The 13,038-nt window shown below is 70.3% G+C and carries 9 protein-coding genes; 8 read left to right on the top strand and 1 reads right to left on the bottom strand.

The window, feature by feature from the left end; genetic code table 11:
* Positions 1-168: 168 nt before the first annotated feature.
* The 4 genes from FHY02_RS10100 (at position 169) to FHY02_RS10085 (ending at position 6,435) form a co-directional block, all read left to right on the top strand.
* Positions 169-2,751, top strand: coding sequence for a TonB-dependent receptor (locus FHY02_RS10100; RefSeq protein WP_311731815.1), 2,583 nt, complete (start codon positions 169-171; stop codon positions 2,749-2,751).
* A gap of 218 nt (positions 2,752-2,969) precedes the next feature.
* Complete coding sequence (locus FHY02_RS10095) at positions 2,970-4,841, top strand: PAS domain S-box protein (protein ID WP_183921799.1); 1,872 nt, start codon at positions 2,970-2,972, stop codon at positions 4,839-4,841.
* Between the two features lie 7 nt (positions 4,842-4,848).
* Entirely contained in the window at positions 4,849-6,033 is a 1,185-nt protein-coding gene (locus tag FHY02_RS10090) for an acyl-CoA dehydrogenase (protein WP_183921798.1), read from the top strand.
* Positions 6,034-6,123: 90 nt separating this feature from the next.
* Positions 6,124-6,435: a DUF6496 domain-containing protein gene (locus FHY02_RS10085; protein ID WP_183921797.1), complete on the top strand. Its 312-nt coding sequence runs from the start codon at positions 6,124-6,126 to the stop codon at positions 6,433-6,435.
* 202 nt (positions 6,436-6,637) lie between these two features.
* Here the strand turns inward: FHY02_RS10085 and FHY02_RS10080 are convergent, their stop codons facing one another.
* On the bottom strand, positions 6,638-7,246 hold the full coding sequence (locus FHY02_RS10080) for an NAD(P)-dependent oxidoreductase (protein ID WP_183922039.1): 609 nt from the start codon (positions 7,244-7,246) through the stop codon (positions 6,638-6,640).
* A gap of 54 nt (positions 7,247-7,300) precedes the next feature.
* On the opposite strand from FHY02_RS10080, the gene FHY02_RS10075 reads away from it, so the two are divergent.
* The 4 genes from FHY02_RS10075 (at position 7,301) to FHY02_RS10060 (ending at position 12,780) form a co-directional block, all read left to right on the top strand.
* Positions 7,301-7,735, top strand: coding sequence for a helix-turn-helix domain-containing protein (locus FHY02_RS10075; RefSeq protein ID WP_183921796.1), 435 nt, complete (start codon positions 7,301-7,303; stop codon positions 7,733-7,735).
* A 57-nt stretch (positions 7,736-7,792) separates the two neighbouring features.
* Entirely contained in the window at positions 7,793-8,887 is a 1,095-nt protein-coding gene (locus tag FHY02_RS10070; RefSeq protein WP_260172836.1) for a Gfo/Idh/MocA family protein, read from the top strand.
* The gene (locus FHY02_RS10065) at positions 8,884-9,903 is read left to right on the top strand and encodes an SMP-30/gluconolactonase/LRE family protein (RefSeq protein ID WP_183921795.1); all 1,020 of its coding nucleotides are present in this window, start codon (positions 8,884-8,886) and stop codon (positions 9,901-9,903) included. Before FHY02_RS10070 ends, FHY02_RS10065 begins: the two co-directional genes overlap by 4 nt.
* Positions 9,904-10,317: 414 nt before the next feature.
* Positions 10,318-12,780, top strand: coding sequence for a TonB-dependent receptor (locus FHY02_RS10060; RefSeq protein ID WP_183921794.1), 2,463 nt, complete (start codon positions 10,318-10,320; stop codon positions 12,778-12,780).
* Positions 12,781-13,038: the final 258 nt, after the last annotated feature.

Genomic DNA, 13,038 nt, shown 5'->3' with positions numbered 1-13,038 from the left:
GCCGCCGACCCTTAGTGTCGCTTACACCAGGGATTACCATGCGACGCGCCCCACCCGCAGCATCGCCGCGGCAACAAAATGTCGCACCTCGGCGCCCCCCCGATTGACGAAGCCACCCGCCGCAGCGCAGCATGCCCGTCATACAGTCGCAACAATGGGGGCATTGTGGTGGTCAGCTTCAAACGTCGCGTGCTGGTGCAGCTTCTCGCGTCGGCCGCGATCGCGTCCCCGGCGGCGGCTCAGGGCACGGCGTCCGACCAGGTCGCCGCCGCGCCGACCGGCTCGGGCCAGACCACCCAGGCCGACGTGCCGCAGAACAGCAGCACCACCGACGGCGACATCATCGTCACCGCGCAGAAGCGCGACGAGAACATCCAGAACGTGCCGATCAGCATCCAGGCCATCGGCACGCGCCGGCTGGATCAGCTCAACGTCTCGAACTTCAACGAATATACTCAGCTGCTGCCATCGGTGGCGTTCCAGTCGTCGCAGCCCGGCGTCACCACCGTCTACATGCGCGGCGTCGCCTCGGGCGGCGACGGCAACCACTCGGGCTCGCTGCCCTCGGTCGGCACCTATCTCGACGAGCAGCCCGTCACCACGATCGGCGGCACGCTCGACATCCACATCTACGACGTCGCGCGGATCGAGAGCCTCGCCGGCCCGCAGGGCACGCTCTACGGCGCGTCGAGCGAGGCGGGGACGATCCGCATCATCACCAACAAGCCCGACACCGCCGGCTTCTACGGCCGCGTCGACGGCGAGGTGAACAGCGTCCGCTCGGGCGGGATCGGCTATACCACCGAGGGGATGCTCAACATCCCGATCAGCGAGCGCATGGCGCTGCGCGTGGTCGGCTTCTACCAGCGCGACGCCGGCTTCATCGACAACGTGCCCGGCACGCGCAGCTTCCTGCCCCAGCCCGGCGGCATCACCGTCACCAACGACCAGTTCGTCGAGAAGGACTATAACGACACCGAGACCTATGGCGGCCGCGCCGCGCTCAAGATCGACCTCGACGACAATTGGACCGCGACGCCGACCTTCCTCTACCAGGAACAGCGCAGCCACGGCAGCTACGCCTTCGACCCGAAGGTCGGCGACCTCGAGGTGCAGCATTTCTACCCCGAATATCGCAAGGATCGCTTCGCCCAGGCGGCGCTGACGATCGAGGGGCAGCTCGGCAACTGGGACGTGACCTATGCCGGCGCCTATCTCGACCGCCGCGCCGAGCAGTCGACCGACTATACCGATTACTCGGAAGCCTATGACTCGCTCTACTCGTCGGTCGGCGGGCTGGCGGGCTATTTCTACTACCAGGACGCCGCCGGCAACACCGTCGACCCACGCCAGCGCGTCGTCGGGCGCGACCATTTCAAGAAGACCAGCCAAGAGCTGCGCGTCGCCTCGCCCGCGGACCAGCCCTTCCGGATCGTCGCGGGTGGCTTCTACCAGCGGCAGAGCAACCTGATCTTCCAGGACTATCAGATCCCCAACCTGGGCCCGGACGTGTCGGTCAACGGCTATACCGGCACGCTGTGGCTGACCCGCCAGCACCGCGTCGACAAGGATTACGCGGTGTTCGGCGAGGCGAGCTACGACCTCACGCCGCGGCTGACGCTGACCGCGGGCGGGCGCGCCTTCATCTACGACAATTCGCTCGTCGGCTTCTTCGGCTTCGGCCGCAATCCCGGCGTCGATCCCGAGGACGGCCGGCCCTATACGGCCTCGCCGTTCAACGCCGCGGGCAGCTCGCGCACCGGCGTGGCGAGCTGCTATCTCGCCGGCGGCGGCACACTGCGCGACGCCTATCTTAACGGCGGCGACACCAGCGCCTTCCTGACGACCAAGGATGTCGGCGGTATCCCCTGCGCCAACCTCGGCGTGGTCAAGGGCAACACGGTGGTGCCCAAGCGCGCCGATGGCCAGGGCGTGACCTACCGCTTCAACGCGACGTGGAAGCCGACCGACCTGTTGCTGCTCTACGCGACCTGGTCGAAGGGCTTCCGGCCCGGCGGGATCAACCGGCGCGGCGACGTCGGCGACTATGACGCCGACTTCCTCACCAACTACGAGCTCGGCTGGAAGACGACCTGGCTCGACGGGCGGTTGCGCATCAACGGCGCGGTGTACCAGCAGGACTGGGACCAGTTCCAGTTCGCCTTCCTGGGCGAGAACAGCTTCACCGTGATCCAGAACGGCCCCGACGCGCGCATCCGCGGCATCGAGATGGACGCCAACGTCAGCGCCGGGCCGCTCTCCTTCACCGCCTCGGGCGCCTATACCGACGCCAAGACACGCACCGATCTGTGCCGGACGGTCACCTGCATCGGCGACGGCAGCGACGTGGTCGCCGCGGCGGGCCGGCGCCTGCCGATCACGCCGCGCTTCAAGCTGAGCGCGACCGCGCGCTACACCGTCCCCATCGGCGCGGCGAAGGCCTACCTTCAGGGGCTGGTGGCGCACCAGAGCTCGGCGGCGTCGGACATCCGGCTCAGCGTCGAGGAGGTCGGCACCGGCCGTCTCGCCAATCCGTCGGCGGAGATCGGCCGGCTGCCCGCCTACACCACGGGCAATCTCGCGCTGGGAGCGGACTGGGGCAAATACACGCTCGAGCTGTTCGCGCGTAACCTGTGGGACGAGCGCGGCCAGATCGCCCGCTTCGTCCAATGCGGCTCCTGCTACCAGCGGCCCTATGCCGTGCCGATCACCCCGCGCACGATCGGGCTGCGGCTGGGCGCGAAGTTCTGAGGGGCGGTGCAGCGTCAGTCATCCCCTGCAATGCCATCCTGAAACGAGTTCAGGATGACGCCGGGAAGAGGGGCGGCCGGCGCGGCACCCCGGTCCGCCCGCGACGCCCGGTCCGGCGCGCGGTGATCCGGGCGCGGCGACCGTCATCGTCGCGCACCGCGTACCGCGACGCCGTCAACTCGCTGGCGGTGGGGCATAACGCCCGGTAGACCGGCGCGATGACCGGATCGCCGCACGAGGAGGAGGACGCCCGCTGGTTCCGCCGCGCCGCGATGGCGGCGGGGCACGCCATCGTCGTCACCGGACCCGAGGTCGAGCGCCCGGGGCCGGTGATCCGCTTCGTCAACGCGGCGATGTGTGCGCTGACCGGCTATGCCGAGCACGAACTGCTCGGGGCGACGCCGCGGATCCTCCAGGGCCCCGAGACCGATCGCGCGGTGCTCGCCGCGCTCCGGGACGCGCTGCGCGCCGGCCGCGGCTATGCCGGCGAGGCGGTCAACTATCGCAAGGACGGCACGCGCTACGTCGTCGACTGGACGATCGATCCGATCCGCGACGCCGCGGGTGCGATCGAGGGCTGGATCGGCGTGCAACGCGACGTCACGGCCGAGCGCGGCCGCGACATCGAGCGTGCCGCGGCGGAAGCGCGGCTGCGCGCGATCTTCTCCGCCGCCTCGGTCGGCCTGTCCGAGGTCGACCAGCAGGGACGTTTCCTGCGCGTCAACCAGGAGCTGTGTCGTCTGCTCGGCCGCAACGAGGCCGAGCTGCTGCGCCTCGGCGTCGCCGACGTGACCCAGCCGGCCTATCTCGCCCCCTCCGTCGCCGCGGTGGAACGCGCGCTGGCGAGCGGGCGCACCGCCACGCTCGACAAATGCTACCATCGCTCCGACGGCACCAGCGTCTGGGCGAACAGCAGCATCACCCCGCTCGGTGCGCCGGGCGATCCGGCGCGCTCGCTGCTGGTCGTCACGATCGATCTTACTGCGCGCAAGCGCGCCGAGGCGGCGCTGCGCGAGAGCGAGGCGCGCTTCCGGCAGTTCGGCGCCGCGTCGGCCGACGCTTTGTGGGTGCGCGACGCGCGCGACCTGCGCATCGAATATGCCAGCCCCGCCTTCGAGCGCCTGTACGGCCTGCCGTTGGCGACGGTCGGCGGCCGCGACGACCTGCGCCGCGTCGCGCGGCTGATCCTGCCCGCCGACCGCGCCGGCGCGATCGACGCGGTGCGCCGCGTCCGCGCGGGCGCGACCGTCACCGCCGAGTTCCGTATCCGCCGTGCCGCCGACGGCGCGGTGCGCTGGGTGCGCGACACCGCTTTCCCGATCCGCGACGGCGAGGGCCGGGTCCACCGCATCGGCGGGATCAGCGAGGATGCCACCGCTGCCAAGGCGAGCTCGGACCGGCTCGAGGTGCTCGTCGCCGAGCTGCAGCACCGGACGCGTAACCTGCTCGGCGTCGTCCGCGGCCTGTCGAACCAGCTGATCGCGAGCAGCGCCTCGCTCGACGATTTCGCCGGCCGGTTCGATGACCGGCTGCGCGCGCTGGCGCGGGTCAACGGGCTGCTCGCGCGGCTCAGCGAGGGGGATCGCATCACCTTCGACGAGCTGGCGCGGAGCGAGCTCGAGTCGCTCGGCGGCGCCGACTGGCTCGGCTCGGGACGGGTGACCATGACCGGGCCGGTCGGCGTGCGGCTGCGCTCCAGCACGGTGCAGACCTTCGCGCTCGCGCTCCACGAACTCGCCACCAACGCACTCAAATATGGCGCGCTGTCGCCGCGGGGCGGGCGGCTGGCGCTGGACTGGCGAGTCGCGGCGGACGGGGGCTCGCCGATGCTGCACGTCACCTGGCACGAGAGCGGGGTCGCGCGCGATCCCGTCGCCGACGCGCCGGCGCCGGGCGGCGGCTATGGGCGCGAGCTGATCGAGCATGCCTTGCCCTATCAGCTCGGCGCGCGCACCCGCTTCGCGCTGCGCGACGACGGCGTCCATTGCGAGATCGCGCTGCCCGCCTCGCGCGGTTCCGAAACCGCGCGCGCTGCGCTAGAGCCGGAGCCAGAGACCGGCCGCGCCGGGCACGACATCGGAGAGGATTGATCACCGCATGACCCAGATGGGCCGGTTCGACTGGGCAGACCCGTTCCTGCTCGACGATCAGCTGAGCGAGGACGAGCGGATGGTGCGCGACACCGCGCGGGCGTACGCCGAGGACAAGCTCGCGCCGCGCATCGTCGAGGCGTTCGCGCACGAGCACACCGATCCCGCGATCTTCCGTGAGATGGGGGAGCTGGGGCTGCTCGGCCCGACCATCCCGGAGGAATATGGCGGGGTCGGCGCCTCCTATGTCGCCTATGGGCTGGTGGCGCGCGAGGTGGAGCGGATCGACTCAGGGTATCGCTCGATGATGAGCGTGCAGTCGAGCCTCGTGATGTACCCGATCTACGCCTATGGTTCGGAGGAGCAGCGCCACCGCTGGCTGCCCGGGCTGGCGCGCGGCGAGCTGATCGGCTGCTTCGGCCTGACCGAGCCCGACGCTGGCTCCGATCCCGGCGGCATGACGACGCGCGCGCGCAAGAGCGACGGCGGCTATGTCCTCTCGGGCGCCAAGACGTGGATCTCGAACAGCCCGATCGCGGACGTGTTCGTGATCTGGGCCAAGAGCGACGCGCACGACGGCGCGATCCGCGGCTTCGTGCTGGAGAAGGGCGCGAAGGGGCTCGCCACGCCCAAGATCGAGGGCAAGCTGAGCTTGCGCGCCTCGATCACCGGCATGGTGATGATGGACGAGGTCGAGGTCGGCGAGGACGCCTTGCTGCCCAACGTGGCGGGGCTGAAGGGGCCGTTCGGCTGCCTCAACCGCGCGCGCTACGGGATCAGCTGGGGCGCGCTGGGCGCGGCGGAATATTGCTTCCATGCGGCGCGGCAATACGGCCTCGACCGCAGGCAGTTCGGCACGCCGCTCGCCGGCCGGCAGCTGTTCCAGAAGAAGCTGGCCGACATGGAGACCGAGATCGCGCTCGGGTTGCAGGCGAGCCTGCGCGTCGGGCGGCTGATGGACGAGGGCCGGTTCGCGCCCGAGATGGTCTCGCTGGTCAAGCGCAACAACGTCGGCAAGGCGCTCGACGTAGCGCGCGCGGCGCGCGACATGCACGGCGGCAACGGCATCTCGGGCGAGTATCAGGTGATGCGCCACCTGATGAACCTCGAGACGGTCAACACCTACGAGGGCGCGCATGACGTCCACGCGCTGATCCTCGGCCGCGCCATCACCGGCATCGCGGCGTTCTGAAGGCGCAAGTCCTTCCCGGCACGGGAGGATCGTCGGAACCGTCCGCCGCGCGCCCCGGTTCTCGCTCGCATCGCGTCGGGAGCGGGTGAGATGGCGAAGCAGAGCAAGGCGCAGCAGGAGACGGTCGAGCGCGTGATGCACGAGTTCGCGGAAGGCGAGCTCGAGACGAGCGCGGGGCGCAAGGTCACCAGCCGCAGGCAGGCGATCGCGATCGGGCTGAGCGAGGCGGGGGCGTCGAACCAGCAGACCCCCGCGCAGAACGAGCGCCGCAAGGGCGCGGCGGAGCGGCGCGAGCGCAGGCACGGGCCGAGCAAGGCCGAGCTCTACGAGCGCGCGAAGAAGGCGGACGTGCCGGGCCGCTCGACGATGAGTAAGGCGCAGCTGGAGAAGGCGCTGGGTTGAGAGGGCTGCGCTGACGGGAGCTTTCTCAACGCTCCCCTACCACCGCCGTCATCCCGGACTTGTTCCGGGATTCAGACTTTCGCGAGAGCAGCGGCACCAGGATGTGCGGGACGGTGGATCCCGGAACAAGTCCGGGATGACGGAAGGGGGCGGCGGTTTTACCGCCTACCGGCACAGCAGTCGCGGACTCGCCACCCGCCCCTCAATAGGCCGCGGTGAAGCGCGCGCGCGGGTGGCGGTGCTGTTCCAGCTCGTCGACCATCGCGATCGCGTAGTCGGCGAAGCTGATCCGGCTCTGCCCCTCGCTGTCGACCACCAGCTCGTCATCGCCGAGCCGGAAGCGGCCGGTGCGCGGCCCCTCCTCGATCAGCGCGGCGGGCGAGAAGAAGGTCCAGTCGATGTCCTCTACCCCGCGCAGCACCTCCAGGAAGCGAACCCCGCCCATCGCCATGTCGCGCCACGCCGCCGGAAAATCGGGCGAGTCGATCAGCCGGCCGCCGTCGGCGGTGCGCAGGCTCGCCGCGCCACCGGTGACCAGCAGCCGCGGCACGCCCGCGGCACGCAGCGCGCCCAGCAGAGTCTCGGCGGTGACGTCGAAGTGGAGCGCGCTGATCACCGCGTCGTGGCCGCGGAGGCGCCCGGCGAGCGCGTCGGCGTCCTGCGCGTCGCCCGCTACCGCGGTGACGCCGTCGCCCGTGGGGATCGCCTCCGGGTGGCGCGCGACCGCGGTGACCTGATGGCCGCGCCGCGCCAGCTCGCGCGTGATCTCCTTGCCCGCGCGGCCGCTCGCGCCCAGCACCGCTACCTTCATGTCGCCCTCCGTGGTGGTTTCCAACGGTGACCTACTTGGCTAGGGCGCGACGTCATGCAAGACGGCACTTCGATCTCACCTGGTCACTTCGGCGATACCGCGCGCGGTGACGTCTACGCGGCCGACTGCCCGACGCGACGCCTGCTCGACCGCGTCGGCGACAAATGGAGCGTGCTGATCCTGCTGCTGCTCGGCGACTCGCCGCGGCGCTTCAGCGAGCTTAAGCGCCGCATCGCTGGCCTGTCGCAGAAGATGCTGAGCCAGACGCTGCGCTCGCTCGAGCGCGACGGGCTGGTCACGCGCGAGGTCGAGGCGAGCGTACCGATCAAGGTGGTCTACCGTGTCACGCCGCTCGGGCGCGAGCTGCTCGGCGCGCTGCGCCAGATGATCGACTGGGCGGAGACGCGGATGGGCGCGGTCGCGCAGGCGCAGGCGCGCTACGACGCGCGCGGCGAGGCCGCGGCGGAGATGGTAGCGCTCCCCGAATGATGCTGTTAACCCTCTGATCCGCGGCGTCGAAAGCGTCGACAGGAGAGGGAGAGGGACATGCGCGAGGCCGACCGTCGCACGATCATCACCGGGCTCGGGATGGGGCTCGCCGTCGCCGCGAGCGGCGCGTGCGCCGCGCCGCCGCGCGACCGCAAGATCGGCTATGCCGTGGTCGGTCTCGGCCGCTACGCCGAGCTGATCATGTCCAAGTTCGCCGAGTGCGATCACTCGCGGCTGGTCGCGCTGGTCAGCGGCACGCCCGAGAAGCTCGAGAAATTCGGCGCGCAGTACAACATCCCCAAGTCGCACCGCTACAGCTACGCCAATTTCGACACGATCCGCGACAATCCCGACGTCGACGTCGTCTACGTCATCCTGCCCAATTCGATGCACGCCGAGTACGTCGTGCGCGCCGCCAAGGCGGGCAAGCACGTGATGTGCGAGAAGCCGATGGCGGTCTCGGTGGCGGAATGCCAGACGATGATCGACGCCTGCCGCGCCGCCAAGCGCAAGCTGATGATCGGCTATCGCTCGCGCTTCCAGCCGCACAACGTGCTGGCGATCCAGCTCGCGCAGAGCGGCTTCGTCGGGCCGACGCAGATCATCACCTCGGAGCACGGCTTCACCATCAAGCCCAACCAGTGGCGGCTCGACCGCCCGCTGTCGGGCGGCGGCTCGCTGATGGACATCGGCATCTACAGCCTCAACGCGGCGCGCTATCTCGCCGGCGAGAACCCGATCGAGGTCAGCGCGATCGAGTCGACCGACCGCTCCGACCCGCGCTTCCGCACCGTTGAGGACAAGATCTCCTTCCTGCTGCGCTTTCCCTCGGGGATCGAGGCGACCTGCGTGTCGAGCTACAATTCCAACCACAACGCCTATCGCGTCACCGGCACCAAGGGCTGGATCGAGCTCGAGCCCGCCACCTCGTACGAGGGGCAGAAGATGCGGATCAACCGCGACGGCCGCACCGAACCGCGCGACCCGCCCGCGGGCAAGGCGCAGCACGCCGGACAGCTCGACCATCTCGCCGAGTGCATCCTCGACGACAAGGAGCCGCTGACCGGCGGCGAGGAGGGGCTCGCCGACCTGCGCGTGATCGAGGCGATCTACCGCTCAGCGCGCGAGGGCCAGCGCGTGCGGCTGGTATGACGGTCCTCACCCGGCGCGCGGCGCTGGCGGGACTGGGCGCGGGACTGGGCGCGGGGGCGCTGCTCGCGAGCGCCGCGCGCGCGGCCGAGCCGCCGCCGATGGGGGTGCTGCGGCTCGACCCGCGGCTCGACGCGATCATCCCGCGCGGCGCGACGATCGAGACGCTCGCCACCGGCTATCGCTGGGCCGAGGGGCCGGTGTGGGTCGCGAAGGGCGACTATCTGCTCTTCTCCGACGTACCCGCGAACGTCGTCCACCGCTGGTCGCGCCGCGACGGCGCGCGGCCGTTCCTCGATCCGGCGGGCTTGCAGACGCCGATCCCGCCCGCGATCCGCGAGGCCGGCGCCAACGGGCTCGCGCTCGATCGCCAGGGCCGGCTGATCGTCGCGGACAGCGGCACGCGCGCGATCGTCCGCGTCGACCTCGCCACGAAGAAGCGGACGGTGCTGGCCGAGCGCTATCGCGGCAAGCGCTTCAATAGCCCCAACGACGTGGTCGTGGCGCGCTCGGGGGCGATCTACTTCACCGACCCGACCTACGGCTTCGCCGCCGGCCCCGACTCGCCGCTGCGCGAGCTCGACGTGATGGGGCTCTACCGGCTCGATCCCGACGGCACGGTGATGCTGCTCGACGGCGCGCGGCGCTTCCCCAACGGCGTCGGCCTCTCGCCCGACGAGCGGACTTTGTACCTGTCCTGCTCGGACGACGCCGCGCCGCTGGTCTGGGCCTATGCGCTCGACGCGCGCGGCTCTCCGACCGGTTCGCGCGTGTTCAGCGATATGCGCGCGGACAAGGCGAAGGGCTGGGCCGGCGCGCCCGACGGGATGGACGTCGCGGCGGCGGGCCACCTGTTCGTCAGCGGGCCGGGCGGGATGCACGTGCTGAGCCCAGCGGGCGAGCCGCTCGGCATCATCGGCAACGGCAAGCCGATCGCCAATGCCTGCGTGGGGGAGGGCGGGCGCAGCTTGTTCCTGACGGCGTCGGACCGCATCTGCCGCGTCGCGCTGGTGGGGTGATCGGGGCGCTCGTTCGCGCGGGGGGAGCCGGGCTACGCGCGCTGCCCATCGCCGCGGAAGGTAGCCTCAGCGTTCGGCGATCTATTCCATGATCGCGCCACCTGCGCGTCTGGATCCCCGCCTGCGCGGGGATGACGGAAGAGATAGGCGGCGGATCTTACCACTTCGATCCGTCATCCCCGCGAATTTAGTTCGTCATCCCCGCGCACTTAATTCCGTCATCCCCGCGAAGGCGGGGATCCAGACGCGCTGTCTCGAGCGAGGGAGCACGCCGCTCGCCGCACTGTGGCGCGGAAGCAACCCTCACAGATCAACGATCCACCGCAGCCCGCCGCGTGTCGACACGAGTCCGCGCGCCACCTACATGCATGGTTAACGGCGCCACCCGAGCGCCGCAGCAGAGGGAGAAGAAGCATGCGGTCCACCCACGCCACGCGGCTGCTCAGCGGCGCCGCCACCGTCGCGCTGACGCTGCTCGCCGCGCCCGCGCTCGCCCAGACCGGCGCCGCACCCGGCGTCACGCCTGACCCCGCCCAAGACACCGCGCAGCGCTCGCAGCCCGATACGGGCATCGTCGACACCACCGCCCCGACCGGCGACGACATCATCGTCGTCGGCACCGCCGGCGGCGGCACGCGGCGGCAGGACGCCGCCTTCGCGGTCACCACGCTCAGCGACGACGCGATCGAGCGCGCCGCGCCCAACAGCACCGCCGACCTGCTCCGCACCGTCCCCGGCGTGATGGCGGAGAGCTCGGGCGGGCAGAACGGCGCCAATATCTTCGTGCGCGGCTACCCCTCGGGCGGCGACGCGCAATTCGTGACCTTCCAGCTCGGCGGCGTGCCGATCTTCCCGCCCTCGACCCTGTCCTTCCTCGAGAACTCGCAGCTGATCCGGCTCGACGAGACGGTGCAGCGGGTCGAGGCGGTGCGCGGCGGCACCGGCTCGCTCTTCTCCAACGGCCAGCCCGGCCTGACCGTCAACGTCGTGCCGCGCACCGGCGGCAGCGCGCTCCACGGCCTCGCCAAATTCTCCTACACCGACTATGACGAGGCACGCGGCGACGCCTGGGTGTCGGGCCCGCTCGGCGAGAACACCGGCTTCATGATCGGCGGCTTCTACGCGCAGGGCAACGGCATCCGCGACCCAGGCTTCCGCGCCGAGAAGGGCGGTCAGGTCACCGCCAACATCCACCATGATTTCGAGGGGCGCGGCTCGGTCGAGGTCTATGCGCGCTACCTCAACGATCGCGGCCAGTGGCTGCTGCCGATCCCGGTGATCCAGGACGGGCGCAAGATCAGCGCCTATCCCGGCTTCGACGCGGGCACCGGCACCTTGCTCGGGCCGGAGACGCGGCTGACGCGCAACGTCCAGGGCAACACCGTCAACCTCGAGAACGGCCGCGGCGCCGACGTGATCAACACCGGCATCACCTTCGACTATGAGGTGGCGGACGGCCTGCGCGTGCGCGAGCGGATGAGCTATCTCGGCGGGCGCGCCGACACGGTCGGGCTCGTCCCCGACGGTCCGCCCACCGCCGCCTCGGCGATGGCAACCGCGCTCGGCGGGGCGGGCTCGACCGTCGCCTCGCTCAGCTTCGTCAATGGCGGCGGCGCGGTCGCCTCGGGTGCGGACACGCAGGTGATGCGCGCGGGCATCTGGAGCGTGCAGAAGAAGATCACCTCCTTCGTCGCCGACACCGCGCTGGAGTGGAAGGCCGGCGGCAACAAGCTGACCGGCGGCTTCTACTACGCCGATTACACCACGCGCGACCAATGGGCGCTGGGCAACCAGGTGCTGCTCACCGCCGAGCCGCGCGCGCGGCTGCTCAACCTGACGCTCAACGGCGGGCGCACCGCGACGCAGAACGGCTTCACCAGCGGCGACGGCTTCCTGGTCGACGCTTATTACAAGGGGTCGGACCTCGCCTTCTACGCGGTCGACGAGCTGCAGATCACATCGCAGCTGCGCGTCGACGGCGGCCTGCGCTACCAGAAGCATATCGTCGACGGCAATTTGCGCACCCCGGCGGCGACCCAGGTCAACCTCGATGGCAACCCCAACACGCTGTACGACAATGCGGTCAACGTGTTCGGCGAGCGCCGCGCGCTCGACCCGTTCCGCGAGGGGCGCTGGTCGTGGACCGCGGGTGCCAACTACGACTTCACGTCGCAGGTCGGCGTGTTCGCGCGCTACAGCCGCGGCCACAGCTTCCCGCAGTTCGACAACCTGCGCGAGGGGCTGACGATCGTCGCCAAGGTCGACACCTACGAGGGTGGTCTCAAGGTCTCGATGCCGTGGCTCAACCTCTACGCCACCGTCTTCCACAACAAGTTCGACGGGCTGGCGACGACGCAGCTGATCAACAACGTCGCGCTGAGCCAGGTCGGCGGCGCCAAGGCGACCGGCGTCGAGCTGGAGGGCGCGTTGCGACCGTTCGCGGGCTTCAGCCTGGCGGCGGCCGGGACGTTCCTCGACGGCACCTATCAGGACTTCTTCACCGGCGGCGGCGCGATCGACAACACCGGCAATCGCGTGCAGCGCCAGCCGCGCTGGATGTGGCGCGTGACGCCGTCCTACGAGCTGCCGGTGGGGAGCCTGCGGCCGTCGCTGTTCGCGACGCTGCAATATACCGGCGACCGCTTCTCCGACCCCGAGAACCAGCAGCTGCTGCCGCGCTTCTACCAGCTCGACGCGGGCGTGTCGGTCGAGGTGGCGGAGCGGATCCGGCTGCAGGTGACGGGCAACAACCTCACCAACGAGATCGGGCTGACCGAGGGCAACCCGCGCATCATCGGCTCGCAGGGGACCGGGCCGGTGCTGGCGCGCCCGATCCTCGGCCGCTCGCTCCGCTTCAGCGCGGCGCTGAGCTTCTGAGGGGGGGGGGGCCTCACTCCCCTTCGGAAGGCGAACCGCGCCACTCTCTCCCGTCATCCCGGACTTGTTCCGGGATCCACGGTGCCGCTCATGCTGACGTCGTTGTGCTCGCGGAGGAGTGGATCCCGGAACACGTCCGGGATGACGGTAGGAGGTGGGATGTGCGCTCGTGGCAAAAGCGGATCTCCTGCCGCCGCCATACGTCAGCGCCGCTAACGTATCGGCTTGCCCCGCTCCCTTACGTGCCGCATACAATAA

This window comes from Sphingomonas sp. BK069 (assembly GCF_014193405.1).
Taxonomy (GTDB): Bacteria; Pseudomonadota; Alphaproteobacteria; order Sphingomonadales; family Sphingomonadaceae; genus Sphingomonas.
Note: the sequence above shows the minus strand (reverse complement) of the source record. Positions and strands in the feature narration are given on the sequence as shown.